Source organism: Streptomyces sp. NBC_00454 (genome assembly GCF_041434015.1).
In the GTDB taxonomy this organism is placed as follows: Bacteria; Actinomycetota; Actinomycetes; order Streptomycetales; family Streptomycetaceae; genus Streptomyces.
The window spans coordinates 4,513,995-4,529,765 of sequence record NZ_CP107907.1 but is presented as its reverse complement, the minus strand read 5'-3'; the positions used below and the strand labels follow the sequence as shown (position 1 = coordinate 4,529,765).

The 15,771-nt window shown below is 72.1% G+C and carries 15 protein-coding genes; 6 read left to right on the top strand and 9 right to left on the bottom strand.

Features of this window, described 5'->3' with window-relative positions:
- Nucleotides 1-16 precede the first annotated feature (16 nt).
- Complete coding sequence (locus OHU74_RS21065) at nt 17-832, bottom strand: MBL fold metallo-hydrolase (protein ID WP_371617349.1); 816 nt, start codon at nt 830-832, stop codon at nt 17-19.
- Between the two features lie 157 nt (nt 833-989).
- Here OHU74_RS21065 and OHU74_RS21060 point away from each other — a divergent pair, with 157 nt between their 5' ends.
- Nucleotides 990-1,667, top strand: coding sequence for a TetR/AcrR family transcriptional regulator (locus tag OHU74_RS21060; protein ID WP_371617348.1), 678 nt, complete (start codon nt 990-992; stop codon nt 1,665-1,667).
- Nucleotides 1,668-1,708: 41 nt separating this feature from the next.
- Here the strand turns inward: OHU74_RS21060 and OHU74_RS21055 are convergent, their stop codons facing one another.
- A complete protein-coding gene (locus OHU74_RS21055; RefSeq protein WP_371617347.1) occupies nt 1,709-3,472 on the bottom strand; it encodes a long-chain fatty acid--CoA ligase in 1,764 nt (587 codons plus the stop codon).
- A 119-nt stretch (nt 3,473-3,591) separates the two neighbouring features.
- Here OHU74_RS21055 and OHU74_RS21050 point away from each other — a divergent pair, with 119 nt between their 5' ends.
- Together OHU74_RS21050 and OHU74_RS21045 are read left to right on the top strand one after the other, a co-directional pair.
- Complete coding sequence (locus OHU74_RS21050; protein WP_371617346.1) at nt 3,592-4,608, top strand: AraC family transcriptional regulator; 1,017 nt, start codon at nt 3,592-3,594, stop codon at nt 4,606-4,608.
- A gap of 142 nt (nt 4,609-4,750) precedes the next feature.
- A complete protein-coding gene (locus tag OHU74_RS21045) occupies nt 4,751-5,122 on the top strand; it encodes a VOC family protein (protein ID WP_371617345.1) in 372 nt (123 codons plus the stop codon).
- On the opposite strand, the gene OHU74_RS21040 is transcribed toward OHU74_RS21045, so the two are convergent.
- Genes OHU74_RS21040 through OHU74_RS21030 form a run of 3 tightly spaced genes read right to left on the bottom strand, consistent with a single transcriptional unit; the run spans nt 5,119 to nt 6,588 of the window.
- Complete coding sequence (locus OHU74_RS21040) at nt 5,119-5,517, bottom strand: VOC family protein (RefSeq protein WP_371617344.1); 399 nt, start codon at nt 5,515-5,517, stop codon at nt 5,119-5,121. The two genes, OHU74_RS21045 and OHU74_RS21040, sit on opposite strands and share 4 nt — an antisense overlap.
- Nucleotides 5,518-5,560: 43 nt before the next feature.
- Complete coding sequence (locus OHU74_RS21035; protein ID WP_371617343.1) at nt 5,561-5,980, bottom strand: hypothetical protein; 420 nt, start codon at nt 5,978-5,980, stop codon at nt 5,561-5,563.
- Nucleotides 5,977-6,588 (bottom strand): DUF6232 family protein, encoded by a 612-nt coding sequence (locus OHU74_RS21030; RefSeq protein ID WP_371617342.1) that lies wholly within the window; start codon nt 6,586-6,588, stop codon nt 5,977-5,979. The genes OHU74_RS21035 and OHU74_RS21030 overlap by 4 nt, the downstream gene beginning before the upstream one ends.
- A gap of 277 nt (nt 6,589-6,865) precedes the next feature.
- Here OHU74_RS21030 and OHU74_RS21025 point away from each other — a divergent pair, with 277 nt between their 5' ends.
- Complete coding sequence (locus tag OHU74_RS21025; RefSeq protein WP_371617341.1) at nt 6,866-8,050, top strand: lipase family protein; 1,185 nt, start codon at nt 6,866-6,868, stop codon at nt 8,048-8,050.
- 73 nt (nt 8,051-8,123) lie between these two features.
- On the opposite strand, the gene OHU74_RS21020 is transcribed toward OHU74_RS21025, so the two are convergent.
- The 3 genes from OHU74_RS21020 to OHU74_RS21010 all read right to left on the bottom strand — a co-directional run bounded on the left by OHU74_RS21020 (nt 8,124) and on the right by OHU74_RS21010 (nt 12,335).
- On the bottom strand, nt 8,124-9,761 hold the full coding sequence (locus OHU74_RS21020) for an alpha/beta hydrolase (protein WP_371617340.1): 1,638 nt from the start codon (nt 9,759-9,761) through the stop codon (nt 8,124-8,126).
- Between the two features lie 52 nt (nt 9,762-9,813).
- Entirely contained in the window at nt 9,814-10,278 is a 465-nt protein-coding gene (locus OHU74_RS21015) for an NEW3 domain-containing protein (RefSeq protein WP_371617339.1), read from the bottom strand.
- A gap of 203 nt (nt 10,279-10,481) precedes the next feature.
- Nucleotides 10,482-12,335, bottom strand: a complete 1,854-nt coding sequence (locus OHU74_RS21010; RefSeq protein ID WP_371617338.1) for a long-chain fatty acid--CoA ligase — start codon at nt 12,333-12,335, stop codon at nt 10,482-10,484.
- A gap of 163 nt (nt 12,336-12,498) precedes the next feature.
- On the opposite strand from OHU74_RS21010, the gene OHU74_RS21005 reads away from it, so the two are divergent.
- The gene (locus OHU74_RS21005) at nt 12,499-13,095 is read left to right on the top strand and encodes a DinB family protein (RefSeq protein ID WP_371617337.1); all 597 of its coding nucleotides are present in this window, start codon (nt 12,499-12,501) and stop codon (nt 13,093-13,095) included.
- A gap of 71 nt (nt 13,096-13,166) precedes the next feature.
- Here the strand turns inward: OHU74_RS21005 and OHU74_RS21000 are convergent, their stop codons facing one another.
- Nucleotides 13,167-13,883, bottom strand: coding sequence for a TetR/AcrR family transcriptional regulator (locus tag OHU74_RS21000; protein WP_371617336.1), 717 nt, complete (start codon nt 13,881-13,883; stop codon nt 13,167-13,169).
- 185 nt (nt 13,884-14,068) lie between these two features.
- On the opposite strand from OHU74_RS21000, the gene OHU74_RS20995 reads away from it, so the two are divergent.
- Nucleotides 14,069-15,697, top strand: a complete 1,629-nt coding sequence (locus OHU74_RS20995; RefSeq protein WP_371619753.1) for a CocE/NonD family hydrolase — start codon at nt 14,069-14,071, stop codon at nt 15,695-15,697.
- The last annotated feature ends 74 nt before the right edge of the window (nt 15,698-15,771 follow it).

Sequence of the window (15,771 nt, the reverse complement as noted above, 5' to 3'; positions counted from 1 at the left end):
GCCTCCTGCCCCGCTTCTACCCCAGGTCCTTCACCTCCCCCAGGTCCTTCACCTCCCCCGCGGGCTTCAGGTCGACGAGCCTGCCCGCGATGCCCTGCGCCTCGAAGGCCTTCACGAGCGACTCGACGTCCTCGGAGTAGATGTTCCAGCTGTCGGTGTGCAGCGGGACCACCTTGCGGGGGTCGAGGTCCCTGGCCACCCGGGCCGCGTCCTCGGAGGTGAGGGTCAGCGGGGCGTTGTCGAGGATCGCGGGGGTGCGGGCGGCGCCGGCGAAGAGGACGGCCGTGTCGACGGGGCCGATGTCCGCCTTGATGCGGTCGCCGACCTCCTTGGCGACCCTGACCGAGGCGTTGTCGCCGGAGACGTAGGTCGTGGGGACGCCCGTACCGCTGATCACGAAGCCGGTGACCTCCCCGTCCTCCCCGCGGTCCACTCCGTCGGGCCCGTGCAGGGCGGGTACGGCGGTGATCTTCACGGTGGCGCCGCCGGGGGCCTTCACCTCCCGGGAGGCCCAGCTCTCCAGACCCGTGACGTGCACGCCGAGACGCCGGCGCGCCCCGGGGGTGGAGAGCACGAGGGGCACCTCGTTCAGCAGCTCGCGGCCGGAGTCGTCGAGGTTGTCGTCGTGCTGGTCGTGGGAGAGCAGTACGAGGTCGATCGCGCCGATCCCCCCGGTCCCGAACGCCGGAGCCAGGGTCTTCTCCAGCCCGCTCGGGTACTTCTTCGGCTGGTCGAAGGCCGGGTCGATCAGGATGCGCAGGCCGGCGATCTCCAGGATCGCGGTCGGCCCGCCGATGTGGGTGACGGTGAACGCGGAACGGCTCGGACTCATGGGAATTACCAGCTCTCTCGCTACGAGAACGCATGAACGGTCGGAACGTGCTCAACGCTAACACATCACGTAATCATCGATAACAAGTCCGTGCGCCTGCAGGCCACCGAACCCCATCCGCCCAGGTCCGGACTGTTAGCGCTGCTACCATGGGGTCATGTCGACGGCACGAGAGCGCATCCTGGAAGCCACCGCGGAACTGCTCGCGACCAAGGACGCGCTGGCGATCTCGACCCGGGTCATCTGCGAACGCGCCAAGGTCGGCATGCCCGAGATCTACCGCCAGTTCGGCGACAAAGAGGGCCTGCTCACGGCGGTCGCGGACCTCGGCTTCGAGCGCTTCCTCGCCAACAAGAGGCGCAACCCCCTCACCGAGGACCCGGTCGCGGACCTGCGCACGGCCTGGGACAGCCACGTCGCCTTCGCGCTCCGCAACCCCCACCTCTACCGGCTGATGTTCACGCCCACCGGAGAGGTCAAACCGCAGGGGATCAAGGAAGCGCAGGCCCTGCTCCTGTCGGCCGTGGAGCGCTGCCGCGACGCCGGACGGCTGCGCACGACCCCCGAACTGGCCGGCCAGTCGATCCTCTCCGCCAACGTGGGCGTCTGCGTGATGGCCCTGTCCTTCCCCGACCCCTTCGGCAGCCTCGACATCTCCCAGTCGGTGCGCGACGCCGTGATCGGCAAGGTCACCGGCGACGAACGCGAGGACTCCCGCATCGCAGCCGCCACGGTCCTGACCCAGGCCCTGCTCGGCACCCTCACCGGGACGGCCCCGGCGGACGCGGACACCGTGGACGAACTGGCCCGCACGCTGCGGCCGAAGGGCCCGTAGCACCACGGCCTGCACGAGCACCAGCCCGCAGCCCCGCCCACCTACCCGTACAGCCCCTCGATCTCCCCCGCGTACCGCTCCGCCACCGCCCGGCGCCTGAGCTTCAGGGTCGGGGTCAGGGTGCCCGCGTCCACCGTGAACTCCTCGGCCAGGATGTGGAAGGCGCGGACGCGGGCCGGGCGGGAGACCGTGGCGTTGGCCGACTCGACCGCTTCCTCGATGAGGGCCCGTACCGCCGGGTGGGCGGCCGGGGAGGTCTCCGACAGGTCCACCGACTCCCGCGCCGCCCAGGCGGCGATCTCTTCCGCGTCCAGGGTGATCAGGGCCACCGGGTGGGGGCGGCGGTCGCCGATCATGACCGCGCGGGAGACGTAGCGGGAGCGCTGGATGGCGAACTCCAGCTCGGTGGGGGTGATGTTCTTGCCCGCCGAGGTGATGATCAGTTCTTTCTTCCGGCCCGTGATGGAGAGGTAGCCGTCGGCGTCCAGCTCGCCCAGGTCCCCCGTGTGGAGCCAGCCCTCCGGGTCCAGCGCCTCCGCCGTGGCCTTCTCGTTCGCGTGGTAGCCCGGGAAGATCATCGGACCCCGCGCCAGGACCTCGCCGTCGTCCGCGATGCGGACCTCGCACCCGGCGATCGGCCGGCCCACCGAGCCGTAGCGGATGCCGTCCGGGTGGTTGAGGCTGATGACCCCGCCCGACTCGGTCATCCCGTAGCCCTCGAACACCGCGATCCCGCAGGCCCGTAGGAAGTCCAGGGTGGCCGGGGCGATCGGGGCCCCGCCCGTCAGCGCCCACTTCAGGCGGCCCCCGAAGGCGCCCCTGACCAGGGAGTACAGGGACTTCTCGGCCGCCTCGTAGGCGTCGCGGGACTCGGCCGGCAGGCGGCCCTCCGCCGCCAGTACGCCCAGCCGGACCGCCTCGCCGAAGCGGTCCGCGCCGCCCTCCTGGGCCTCCGCCAGGGAGAGGACCACCGAGTGGAGCTTCTCGAACAGGCGGGGGACGGACGGGAGGTGGGTGGGGCGGGCCTCGGCGAGCTCGTCTATGACGTCCTCGATCCGGCCGCCGAAGTAACAGAGCTCGCCGCCCTCCAGGAGGGTGGTGAACTGGATCAGCTGGGCGAGCAGGTGGGCGAGGGGGAGGTAGAGGTACGTGGAGTCCCCCGGACCTCCCTTGACCAGCGGGAGCGTCGCGTCCTGGATCGCGCCCAGGTTGCCGTGCGTGAGGCGGCAGCCCTTCGGCAGGCCGGTGGTGCCCGAGGTGTAGACGATCGAGGCGTCGGAGCCGGGGTCCACCGAGGCTGCGCGGGCGAGGAGTTCGGCCTCCGAAGCGGCTCCCGGGAGGGAGCGCAGCCCGTCCATGGCCACCACCGCGCGCAGCTTCGGCAGCCCGACGCGCAGCGCCTCCACCCGGGCCGCCTGGGCCTCGTCGTCGCAGACGGCCACCACCGCCTCGGAGTCCGACAGCACCCAGGCGAGCTCCTCCTCCCCCGCCGTCGGGTACACCGGTACCAGGACGGCCCCGGCCGCCAGGACCCCGAAGTGGGTGTACGTCCACTCCGGGCGGGTCTCCGCGAGCACCGCGACCCGCTCCCCCGGGGCCACCCCGAGGCCGAGCAGGGCGCGCCCGGACTGCCGTACACGGGCGCGCAGTTCCCCGTAGGAGACGGTGGACCAGCCGTCCGCCGCGCCCTTGTGGCGCAGGGCGGTCTCCGCCGCGTACCGCTCGCCCGTCCACTCGGTGAACACCGCCAGCGTCCGCGGCCGCACGGCTTCGTCCACCGGGCCTGTCCGGTCCATCGCGTTCATCGGGCTCCCCTCCCCCTCGGGTCGTACCGATGACGCTAGGCACCGGGAGGGCGGGAGCGGCATGACCGGAAGCGTCACCCCCGCTGACCTCAGCGCTCAATGCGGCTACCGTCAGACCCATGGGGAGGCGGACGATCACCGTGCACCACGTGCGCGCCGTGCTCGCGGGCGCGCGCCGCAGCGGCATCGACACCGTGCCGCTGCTGCAGGAGGCGCAGATTCCGCCGCTGCTGCTCGGCGACGACCGGGCGCGCGTGACGCCCGCGCAGTTCGCGCGGCTGTTCCGGGCGCTGTACCGGAGCACGCAGGACGAGTTCCTGGGCCTGTCGGCCGTGCCCAGCCGCCCCGGGACCTTCGCGATGATGTGTTACGCCGCGCTGGGCTGCCGCGATCTCGGCGGGGCGGTGGAGCGGTCGGCCGCCTTCTACGGGCTGTTCCCGGGCGGCCCGGAGCTGGCGCTCGAACTGGACGGCGAGCAGGCGCGGTTCACCGTGCGCAACGACTTCGCGCGCGACGAGGAGCGCTTCCTCACCGAGTGCGTGCTCGCCATCTGGCACCGGCTGAGCAGCTGGCTGATCGGGCGCCGGATCCCGCTCCTGTACGCCTCCTTCGCGTATCCGGCGCCGCCGCACGAGCAGGAGTACGAGCTCCTCTTCGACTGCCCGGTCCGCTTCGGCGAGCCCCGTGCCGGCGCGGCCGTGGCCTTCGACGCGCACTGGCTGACCGCGCCGCTGGTCCGCGAGGAGCCCGCGCTCGACGCGATGCTGCGGCGGGCCCCCTTCGACCTGCTCTCGCGGCCGGAGTACGGAACCACCGTCGCGGAACAGGTCCGCCGGACCCTGACCCAGGCGCTGCGCGCCTCCCCCCGCCTGCCGGAGCTCGGGGAGGTGGCGGGGCGCCTCGCGGTCTCCCCCGCGACGCTGCGGCGGCGGCTCCAGCAGGAGGGCACGTCCTTCCAGCAGTTGAAGGACCACGTCCGCCGGGACGCGGCGATCGCCGGCCTGGCGGAGAGCGGCGAACCCATCGCGGACCTCGCGGCGCGGCTGGGCTTCTCGGAGGACACCGCCTTCCACCGGGCCTTCCGCCGCTGGACGGGCACGACGCCGGGGGCGTACCGGATCGCCTCGGGCGGCTAGGCCACAGCGCGCGCTGCGCCCATCGGGGGAATCCGTGAGGCGAGCCGGTTCGGAGCAGGGGGCCGGAGCCTGCCTGGCCGACACTCGTAGCGGCCGCCGCCCCGCGGGGGCGGGCTGGAACGGCTTGAAGGAGGACGGGCGCGTGTTCACCGACACCAAGGCATTCAGCAGTTTCGCCGTGGACGACATCAAACGGGCGAAGGAGTTCTACGAAGGGATCCTCGGTCTCAAGGTGACCGAGAAGAACGGCCTGCTGACCCTGCACATCGCGGGCGGCACGGAGATCCTCGTGTACCCGAAGGAGAACCACACCCCGGCCGGGTTCACCGTCCTCAACTTCCCCGTCGCCGACGTGGACGCGGCGGTCGACGAACTGACCCGGCGCGGGATCCTCTTCGAGCGCTACCCCGAGTTCGCGCAGGACGACAGGGGCATCGTGCGCGAGGAGGGAATGAACGTCGCCTGGTTCACCGACCCCTCGGGCAATGTCTTCTCCGTGCTCCAGGAGGGCTAGGCCGTCTCCTTCGGGAAGGGCCGGATCCGGGTGCGCAGGAGGCAGAACTCGTTGCCTTCCGGGTCGGCCAGGACGTGCCAGCTCTCGGTGCCGCTCTGACCGACGTCGGCGGGCCGGGCGCCGAGGGCGAGCAGCCGCTCCAGCTCGGCGTCCTGGTCGCGGTCGGTGGGGCTGACGTCGATGTGCAGGGGCAGCTTCCCGGGCCGCGGGTCGCTGCTGGGGCTCAGGACGAGGGTGGGCTGGGGGCCGCCGAAGCCGGCGTCGGGTGGCCCGATCTCGATGCTTCCGTCGTCCTCGCGGCCGAGTTCCACGTAGCCGAGGACCTCGCTCCAGAACGCGGCGAGCCGGTCCGGGTCTGCGGCGTCGATGACCAGTTCACTGATGCGGCATGCCATGCCCGGCAGTCTACGGAGGCGCCCCGGGCGGGGTCAGCACCCTTCAGCCACCTCCCAGCATCCCCAGGACAGCGTGCACCGCCGCGACGACCGGCACTCCGATCTCACGGGCGGCCGTGGCGATGCCGAGGACCGCCATCAGGGCGCCGTGCCGCCTCTCCTCGAAGGTCCCGTCGGCGGCCGTCGCGGCCGCAGAGCCCTCGGCGGAGTCCGCGGACGCGATCGCGATCGCCGGCAGGCTCCGGTCAATGCTGCGCACGCTCGCCGGTTCGACCTGGGAGCGCAGCACCAGGAGCATCTGCCGCAGCGCCTCGATCTCCCCCTCCAGGGTCGGGGGCGCCTGCTGGGCGATGGTCGGGGACTCGTTCTTGACGATGCCGATGTTGTGCGACCCGTTGACCGTGACGCTGTCCCCGTAGTGGTACGAGGTGCCGCCGCCGCTGTCGGTCTCCCCGGCCGTCACTTGCTCACCCCGATGTTGCCCGAGCCGTTGACGTTCACAGTGTCTCCGTAGTGGTAGCTCTTCGGGTTCACCAGCAGCCGCTCCACCCGTACGGAGAACTCCGCCGCCGGGTTCTCTATGGCGTTGACGATGTACTGGACGATCACCTGCAGCCGGCTCTTGTCCGTCATCGTCACCAGCGCGACGGACGCACCGGCGGTCTCCACGGTCAGTACGTGCTCGTCCGGCCTGGTCAATCTGTACACGAGCAGCGAGACGAGGCAGATCAGCGTGAAGATTCCGATGGTCCACAGCACCTCGCCGGTGGAGTTCCCGTCGTCGTAGGAGGAACTCGAACTCTCCTCGTAGAGCATCTGCAGCACGACGAAGACCACGATCAGGCCGGCCATCCACTTCAGGAACTGCCCCCAGGCGAGTGCCCGGTTGGGCACGAGCACAGTGGTCTGCACCCGGACGATGTTGTGCAGCGGATAGGCGGCCTCCCCGACCCAGAGCAGGCGCCGGCTGACCCGCAGGTCCAGACCGGACCCGCCGCCGGAATACCGTGGCAGGGGCGGTAGCGGCGGTGCTGACGGCGGTGGCGGTGGCGCGGCACCGTTGAATTCCATGGCTCCCCCAGTTGACTGCGTGAGGACCATTAATCACACCGCCCACCTGCCTCACAAGGGTCAGCATTGGCCAACTCGACATGCCGTCATAGGAGTTGAACCTCCGGCTCCACCGCGGCGCCCTCCGGTCCACTGCCGCACCCCACCCCGAGGGCCGACCGGGTGAATGAGGCCCCGGGTCAGGAAAGGTGAGCTGCGCGGTCAGCGACGTTCCTACCGGTCGGTCACTACGGTCTCCTCACCTACCCCCACCCGGACCCCTTGGGAGAGCCGCCCCATGCGTATCCGAAACTCCGCGCGAACCGCACGCACCGCGCTGGCCGCCGTGGCCGCCCTGGCCCTCTCGGCCGCCCTGCCCTCCACCGCACGCGCCGCCGCCGACTCCGAGGCCGGTCAGGCCGCCGCCCGCCCCGGCGACATCGTGAGCACCGCGCCGTCCGCCTTCCACCCGCTGCCCGGCCAGCCCACCAACACCAAGGCCTGGAAGATCCTCTACAACTCGACGACCGCCGACGGCGCCCCGAACGTGGTCTCCGGCACCGTCATCGTCCCGCAGGACGGCCGCATCGGCCCGCGCCCCCTCATCACCTACGCCGTCGGCACCGTCGGCCTGGGCGACTCGTGCGCGCCGAGCAACAACCTCCCCAACGGCACCGCCATGGAGGCCAACCTCATCCAGCAGCTCACCCTGCGCGGCTGGGCCGTGGTCGTCACCGACTACGAGGGCCTCGGCACCCCCGGCCTGCACACCTACACCGTCGGCCCGTCCGCCGGCCACGCGATGCTCGACGCCGCCCGCGCGGCCACCCGCCTCCCCGAGGCCGGGCTCGGGGCCAACACCCCGGTCGGCATCATGGGTTACTCCCAGGGCGGCCAGGCCAGCAGCTGGGCCGCCGAGCTGCAGGGCTCGTACGCACCGGAGTTGCAGGTCAAGGGCACGGCGACGGGCGGCGTCCCGGCCGACCTGCTGAAGGTGGCCGACTTCAACAACGGCTCCTACGGCTCCGGCCTCATCTTCATGGCCGCCGCCGGCCAGGACGCCGCCTTCCCGGAGCTCGACCTCGACTCCTACCTCAACCCGGCCGGAAAGGTCCTGGTCAACGGCATGAAGGACGGCTGCGTCGCGATCGACGCCATCGCCGGCTCCTTCAAGCGGATCAGCGACCTGACCACCCGCAACCCGCTCGCGCAGCCCGACTGGCAGGCCCGCCTGAACCAGAGCAAGCTCGGGCGGACCGCCCCAGCCGCGCCCGTGTACCAGTACCACGCGCTCGGCGACGAGCTCATCCCGTACGCCGTCGGGCGCCAGCTGCGCTCCGACTGGTGCGCGAAGGGCGCGAACGTCGAATTCGACACCATCTTGCTCGGCGAGCACGTCAGCGGCGTGATCACCCACTCCCTGGCGGCCGGGAACTGGCTCGCGGACCGCTTCGCGGGCCGCTCGGCCCACCCCAACTGCTGACCGGGGCGCGGTAGTACGGCGTACGGGGTCCGCGCCCCGCCGGGGCCCCGCCGGGGGGCAAGGGAACGGTTCCTCACTCCCCGGCGGGGCAGGAGCGCGTCCCGGACGGCAGGCGGCCGTCGACGAGGAAGTGGTCCACGTAGCCGCGTACGCAGGGCGAGGCCACGTAGCCGGTGTGCCCGTCGCCCTTGTAGTCCAGGACCACGGTGTTGCCGAGCCGCTTCGCCGTCTCCTCCGTCCACTCGTACGGGGTCGCCGGGTCGCCGCGGGTACCGACGAGCAGGATCCGCGGGATCCCGGCCGGGCGGTCGATCTTCCGGATGAAATCGGTGCCGGCGGGGCGCCCGTAGCAGGACAGGACCGTCATCAGCTGGCGCGGCCCGAAGATCGGCGAGGCGGCCAGGAACACCGGCTGGAGCTCCTCGATCTCCCGCTCGATCGCCGCCGGGGAGGCCTTGGCGTCACCGCGGTCGGGGTCGTCGGCGCAGCTCACGGCGATGAGCGCGGCTTCGACGTTGTCGGCGGGCACCTTGTCGGCCGGGTCCTCGCCGGCGGTGTCCGGCGGGGGCGGTTCGAGCGGGCCGCCGAGCTGCATCAGGCCCACCGGGTCGCCGTCGCGCTCGACGAGGGCGAGCGCCTTCGCGAGCGGCGGCCACAGCCTCTGCGAGTACAGGGCGTTGCCGATCGCCTCGGTCACGTCCTGCCCGGTGAAGCGCACACCGCCCTCGCCGACGAGCGGTTCGGCGTCGAGCCGGGTGACGAGGGCTTCGACCTTCTCCTTGGCGGTACGGGTGTTCGTGCCGTAGACGCAGCCCTTCTGGCGCGCGCACCAGGCGAGGAAGTTCTCCAGGGCCCGCTGCTGGCCGACCGCCGAGCGCAGGGCCTGCTCGGTGAGCGGCTCGCTCAGCGTGTCGACCCCGTCGAGCACCATGCGGCCGGTGCGCTGCGGGAACAGGGCGGCGTAGACCGCGCCGAGGCGGGTCCCGTAGGAGAAGCCGAGGAAGTCGAGCTTCTTCTCGCCGAGGGCCTCGCGGATCACGTCCATGTCCCGGGCCACGCTGACGGTACCGATGTACGGGAGCACCGGGCCGGAGGCCTTCGCGCAGCGCTGGGCCCAGGCGCGCAGGGCGGCGAGCTCGGCGGCGGCGGTGTCCGCGCCGGCTCCGCCGGAGGCCGATTCGCCTGCTTCCGGGGAACCGTCGCAGCTGACGGGCGCGCTGAGGCCGACGCCGCGGGGGTCGAAGGCGACGAGGTCGTAGCGCTTGTTGAGTTCCGAGAAGGCGTTGGGATCGGCGGCGAGGGTGGAGACGGCGGGGGCGCCGGGTCCGCCGAAGTTCAGGAGCAGCGAGCCGAGCGGCTTGCGGCCGCCCGAGCCGCCGGAGCCCGTCTCGGTGGCGGGAAGCTTGGCGAGGGCCAGCTTGACGCTGCCCTTGCCCGGGGCGTCGTGGTCCAGCGGCACGCTCAGGCTCGCGCACCGCATCTCCGGCGGAGCCGACTTCTCGGGGCAGTCCCCCCAGCGGAGCCGGGGGGCGGTGGCGCCCGCGCTCTCGCTCTTACTGGGGCTCGGCGTCGGGCTGGGGCTCGGGCTGGGCCCGGCCGCGAGGCTGCCGCCGAGCAGCAGGGTGGTGGCGCAGAAGCCGGCGGCTATTCGCCGACGGGACCGGGAGCGGGAGGCGGAAAAGGCACGGGGACGGGGGCGGGAACGGTGCACTGCACCCTCCTGAGGCGACCCCCCGAACCAGTCAGCCCACCATAAGCGGGTCCTAGCCGACGCGCTGCTTGACCTCGGCGATCTCCACTTCGGGCTGCTCGGGCGGCGTCCGGCCCGGCATGGAGACGGTCACCTGGGTGGGCAGGGAGTCGCCCGGCCGCAGCCTGACGGTGTCGGTGCTGAAGGTGCCCGTGGCCTCGTACCCGTTCGGCCCCTTGACGCGAAGGGTGACGTCGTAGAAGTACGCCCCGCCGCTGCCCACGATGACGATCGGGACCCGGAGCTTGTTCCCGTCCGGGACGGCCGCGTACGCGGAGACGTCCCCCTTCAGCGCCACGACCGGGCCCCACTCCTCGGTGCCGGGCGGCGGCGCGGTGCTGCCCGGGGTCGCCGACTGGTGCACCACGGGCGGCGGAGTCCGCGAGGGCGCCGGTTCCGCCGCCTTCGGTGCGGGCCCGGTATCGCATCCGGCGAGCACGACGGCCAGCGCGACCGCACCGGCCATTGCGGCACCCACCCTCAAGACCTTCACCACGGCTCCCCCCGGAGCTCGGGCCCACCCTCGTGACGGGCGGGCCGAACACCGTTGATCATATGAGCCACGCCCCGGCCAGCCAGCCGCGCCGCTCGACCTGATCAAGGCCAATCGCTCCCCGACTCGCAAGAGGACCGCCACGGCGACCGCTACGGCGACCGCCACGGGGACCGCCACGGGGACCGCTACGCGCGGCGGTACAAGGCCTCGATCTCCCGCTCGTAGTCCCGGGCGACAGCCCCCCGCTTCAGCTTCAGCGAAGGCGTCAAATGCCCCCGCCCTTCCGTGAATTCACCCGTCAGTACCGTGAACCGCCGGATCGACTCCGCCCGCGACACCAGCTGGTTCGCCTCGTCCACCGCCCGCTGCACGTCCGCCCGCAGGTCTTCGTCCTCGACGAGCTGCGCGATCGGCACGCCCTGCTTCTTGCGTATCTGCCGCCAGTGCTGGAGCCCCTCCGGTTCCAGGGTGATCAGCGCGGTCACGTAGGGCCGGTTGTCGCCGACCACCATGCACTGGCCGACCAGCGGGTGGGCCCGTAGCCAGTCCTCCAGCGGGGCGGGGGCCACGTTCTTGCCTCCGCTCGTGATGATCAGGTCCTTCTTGCGGCCGGTGATGGTGAGGTATCCGTCCGCGTCGAGCTCGCCGATGTCCCCGGTGGCCAGCCACTGCTCGCCGCCCACCGGAGCCCCGTTCCAGTAGCCGGCAAACACGTGCGGCCCGCACAGCAGCACCTCCCCGTCGTCCGCGATCCGCACCGCCGTGCCCGGCAGCGGCCAGCCCACCGTCCCGAGCCGGGGCCGCAGCGGCGGGGTGAGGGTGGCGGCGGCGGTCGTCTCCGTGAGCCCGTAGCCCTCGAAGACCTCGATCCCGGCGCCCGTGTAGAACGCGGCGAGGCGCCGCCCCAGCGGGGAGCCGCCGCTCAGGATGTACCGGACGCGCCCGCCGAGCGCCGCCCGGATCCGGCGGTACACGAGCGGCTCGTACAGCGCCCGCGCCGCCCGCAGCCGCATCCCCGGCCGCTTGCCCTCGACCACCTCGCCGAAGCTGCGCGCGATCCGGGCGGCCCGGTCGAAGGACGCGGCCCGGCCCATGCTCTCGGCGGTCGCCCGCGCGGTGTTGTAGACCTTCTCCAGGACGTACGGGATCGCGAGCAGGAACGTCGGCCGGAAAGCGGCCAGGTCCGCGAGCAGCTCCTCGCCGCGGATGCTCGGCGCGTGGCCGAGCTTCACCCGCGCCCGCATGCAGCCGACGGCCACCATCCGCCCGAAGACGTGCGACAGCGGCAGGAAGAGCAGCGTGGAGGCCGGGTCCTTGCTGACCGAGTTGAAGACGGGGTGCAACAGCGCCACCGAATTGTCCACCTCGGCGAAGAAGTTGGCGTGCGTCAGCACGCACCCCTTGGGCTGCCCCGTGGTCCCCGAGGTGTAGATCAGCGTGGCGACGGACTCCGGCGCGCACCCGGCCCGCCGGTCGCGTACGACCTCGTCGGGCACGTGCTCCCCGGCCTTGACCAGCCGGGCCACCGCGCCCGTGTCGAACTCCCAGAGGTGCCGCAGCCAGGGCAGGTTGGCCCGATCGGCGCTGAGCATCCGCGCCTGCACGGTGTCCTCCACGGCGCAGGCCACCGCCCCGGAGTCCTGGATGATCCAGCGCGCCTGGATCGCGGAGGAGGTCGGGTAGATCGGTACGGTGACCAGCCCGGCCGCCCAGCCCGCGAAGTCCAGCAGCGTCCACTCGTACGTGGTCCTCGCCATGATGGCCAGCCGGTCGCCGGGCCGCAGCCCCTCGGCGATCAGCCCCTTCGCGACGGCGAGTACCTCGGCGGCGAACTCGGCCGCCGTCACGTCCCGCCAGCTCCCGTCCCGCTCCTTGCGGGCGAGCACGGCGTCGCGGGGGGCCTCGGCGGCGTTCTGGAACGGGATGTCCCCGAGCGACCCGCTCACCGGCATGGGGGCCAGCGGGGGAACGGCCACCTGGCGCACCCGCCCGTCGATGACGGTCTTGACGGGCTCCACCAGCTTCGGCGCGGCATCCACGGCGGGTCCTCCTCGATCGGACGGAGCGTTACCGCCGGTAATCTACTCACCGGTAATTACCGCTGAACACCCCTGTGCCCCTTTTTTCACGGATGCTCCACGCGGTCACCTCACGTCGGCGGATATCCGCGAACAAAGATCACCGGGTCGGCAGAATGAGGGGATGACCGCATCGGATCCCAAGGCCGACCTGCACTTCTACCTGCAGTCCGCCCGCGACGCCCTCCTCTGGAAGCTCGAAGGACTCTCGGAGTACGACGCCCGCCGCCCCCACACGCCGACCGGCACCAACCTCCTGGGCCTGGTGAAGCACGCAGCCGGCGTGGAGCTTGGCTACCTCGGCGACACCTTCGGCCGTCCGTTCGACGAGGAGCTGCCCTGGCACAAGGAGGGCACCGAGCCCAACTCGGACATGTGGGCCACCGCCCACGAGTCGCACGCGCACATCGTGGACCTCTACCGCCGGGCGTGGGCGCACGCGGACGCGACGATCGCCGCGCTGCCGCTGGACACGGTCGGCACGGTGCCGTGGTGGCCGAGCCACGACAACCAGGTGACGCTGCACCACGCCCTGGTCCGAGTGACCGCCGACACCCACCGGCACGCCGGCCACGCCGACATCATCCGCGAACTCATCGACGGCGCCGTGGGGATGGAAAAGGGCAACACCAGCATGCCGCCGGGCCACCCGTCCTGGTGGGAGGACTACCGCGACCGGCTGGAGCGGGTGGCCCGCGAGGCCGACGGGGGCGCCCAGTAGCCCGGCAACCCGGTAACCCCGCAGCCCCGTAGCCCCGTAGCCCCGTAGCCCGCCGGAGGAAGTGCCGGGGATCAGTCGGTGTCGAGCCCGTCGATCAGCCGGTTGAGGAACCGGGTGAAGGTGGCCTCGGGGGTGGCGGGACGCCCCGGGGCCGAAATGGCTTCGGCGAGTTCCGGGTGGCGGCCGTCCGCGGCGACGGCGACGAGGTAGCGGGCTTCGGCCGCGGCCCGTTCGGGGGATTGCGAGGCTTCGGCCTGCGCGATCTCGTGGCCGACGTGCCCGGCCACGAATCCCGTGAGCTGGGCGAAGATCTCCAGCTTCGCCATGCCGTCCAGCCCCGCGGGCCGCAGGGCGGCGAGCGCGTGCTCCAGGAAGGCCAGGGTGTTGGGCCCGGGGATGCGCCGGGTGGACAGTGCGGCGGGCAGCCAGCGGTGTCGCAGCATGTGGGCGCGCTGGAGGTGGGCGATGGCCTTCAGGTCGGCGCGCCAGTCGCCGGTGAGCGGGTCCGTGGTCGGCAGCTCGCCGCTGACGTGGTCGACCATCAGGTGCAGCAGGGTCTCCTTGTCGGGGGCGTAGCTGTAGAGCGACATGACGCCGGCTCCGGCCCGTTCTGCGACCTTGCGCATGGTGACCGCTTCCAGCCCCTCGGCGTCCGCCAGGGCAACGGCCGCCTCGGTGATCGCCTCCCGGCTGTACGTGGGCTTGCGGCCCCTGCGCGGCTGGCCGGAGCCCAGCCAGAGCTGCTGGGGGTCGACGCCCGGGGCGCCGACCCCTCCGTCACGCGGCATGCTCCACGCTCCTTCCTTGATCGTCTTCCTTGATCGACAGCCCTTGTGGGCCTCAGTCGAGTATTCTATTCTCGTACACGGTACGAGAATCAAGGAGGGGAACGATGACGTCAAGCACGCACGCTTCCGTGCTGAGTCCGACCTGGACACCGCCTTCCGGGAAGCCGCCCCTTTCCTCACGGATGATGAGGGCGACGTGGCGACGCCTCCCGGCCAAGCTGCACGACGTCGGGTGGGAGCCGGGACTGGTGGTGCCGGCCGCCGACGGCAGCCCGCTGATCACGGACCACTACTTCCCGCGCGCCGAGGGCGACTTCCCCACCCTCCTGGTGCGCTCGCCGTACGGCAGGGGCCTGCCGTGGTCCCCCATGTACGGCCTGCTCTTCGCCGAACAGGGCTTCCACGTGGTCGTCCAGAGCTGCCGCGGCACCGGCGGTTCGGGAGGCACGTTCGACCTGTGGCGCAACGAGGCCGCCGACGGCCGGGCCACGGTGTCCTGGCTGCGCGAGCAGCCCTGGTTCAACGGCACGCTGGGCACCGTCGGCCCCAGCTACCTCGGCTACGTCCAGTGGGCCCTCGCCGCGGACCCGCCGCCGGAGCTGAAGGCGATGGTGGTGCAGGTGGGCCTGCACGATCCCCACGCCCTGTTCCACGCGCACGGCGCCCTCAACCTGGAGACCGCCCTCGCCGTCGGCGCGGGCATGACCTACCAGCACCAGGGCATGGCACCGTTCGTGAAGGCCACACTGCGCCTGCAACGACGCCTGAACGAAGCCACCACCGCGCAGCCGCTGCGCGGGGCGCACACGTCGGCCCTCGGCGGCGAAGTGCCCTGGATGGACGATGTGATGACGCACCCGGACGCCGAGGACCCGTACTGGCACGGCGCTTCCCTGGGCGAGGTGGCGGAGCGGCACCGCATACCCACGAGCCTGATCACCGGCTGGCACGACGCCCTGGCCGACCAGACCTTCGAGCAGTACGAGCGGCTGCGCCGGGCCGGCTGCGAGACCTCCCTGCTCGTCGGCCCCTGGACCCACACCTCCGCCCTGCAACAGGGCTGGCCCGAGGTCTTCGCCGAGAGCCTCGCCTGGCTGCGCGCCCACCTGTACGCCGACCCCTCCGACCTGCGCCCCACCGAGGTGCGCGTGCACGTGGGCGGCGAAGACGCCTGGCGGGACCTCGCCGAATGGCCGCCGACCGGGCCCGTCAGCCCCTGGTTCCCCACCGCGCAGGGGCATCTCATCCAGCAGGCCCCCACGGACTCCGCACCACTGACCTCCTTCTCCTACGACCCGGGCAACCCCACCCCGTCCCTCGGCGGCCAGCTGCTCTCCCGCACCGCCGGCCCCCGCGACAACAGCACCCTGGAGGCCCGGGACGACGTACTGACCTTCACCGGCCCCCCGCTGACCGAGCCCGTGGACGTCCTCGGCCCGATCTCCGCACGGCTGAGCATCTCCACGGACACCGGCCACGCCGACGTCTTCACCCGCCTGTGCGACGTGGACGCGGAAGGCCGCTCCATCAACATCTGCGACGGCCTGGGCCAACTGGAAACAGCCGGACAGGACCCGTCACAGATCACCGTGGAGATGAGCTCGACCGCCCACAGGTTCGAGGTCGGTCACCGCATCCGCTGGCAGATCAGCGGAGGCGCCCATCCGCGCTACACCCGCAATCCCGGCAACGGGCAGTCACCGGTGGACGCCACCACCTTCACACCGGTACGCATCACGCTCCACGCGGACTCGGCATTGATGCTGGCGACGCCCGCCCACGACCCCGGGGCCGACCCGGCGGAGAACGGCTGACCGGCCGGACGGCTGGTGGGTGCACGGCTCGGACTGCAGGGCAAAGGCAGTCGACGCCGCGTCGGGTCCCTGAG

Coding starts and splice junctions, on each gene's coding strand:
- OHU74_RS20995 (WP_371619753.1), top strand. CDS start 14,069: ATGAGGGCGACGTGGCGACGCCTCCCGGCCAAGCTGCACGACGTCGGG.
- OHU74_RS21000 (WP_371617336.1), bottom strand. CDS start 13,883: ATGCCGCGTGACGGAGGGGTCGGCGCCCCGGGCGTCGACCCCCAGCAG.
- OHU74_RS21055 (WP_371617347.1), bottom strand. CDS start 3,472: ATGAACGCGATGGACCGGACAGGCCCGGTGGACGAAGCCGTGCGGCCG.
- OHU74_RS21040 (WP_371617344.1), bottom strand. CDS start 5,517: ATGGCATGCCGCATCAGTGAACTGGTCATCGACGCCGCAGACCCGGAC.
- OHU74_RS21065 (WP_371617349.1), bottom strand. CDS start 832: ATGAGTCCGAGCCGTTCCGCGTTCACCGTCACCCACATCGGCGGGCCG.
- OHU74_RS21030 (WP_371617342.1), bottom strand. CDS start 6,588: ATGGAATTCAACGGTGCCGCGCCACCGCCACCGCCGTCAGCACCGCCG.
- OHU74_RS21050 (WP_371617346.1), top strand. CDS start 3,592: ATGGGGAGGCGGACGATCACCGTGCACCACGTGCGCGCCGTGCTCGCG.
- OHU74_RS21060 (WP_371617348.1), top strand. CDS start 990: ATGTCGACGGCACGAGAGCGCATCCTGGAAGCCACCGCGGAACTGCTC.
- OHU74_RS21025 (WP_371617341.1), top strand. CDS start 6,866: ATGCGTATCCGAAACTCCGCGCGAACCGCACGCACCGCGCTGGCCGCC.
- OHU74_RS21005 (WP_371617337.1), top strand. CDS start 12,499: ATGACCGCATCGGATCCCAAGGCCGACCTGCACTTCTACCTGCAGTCC.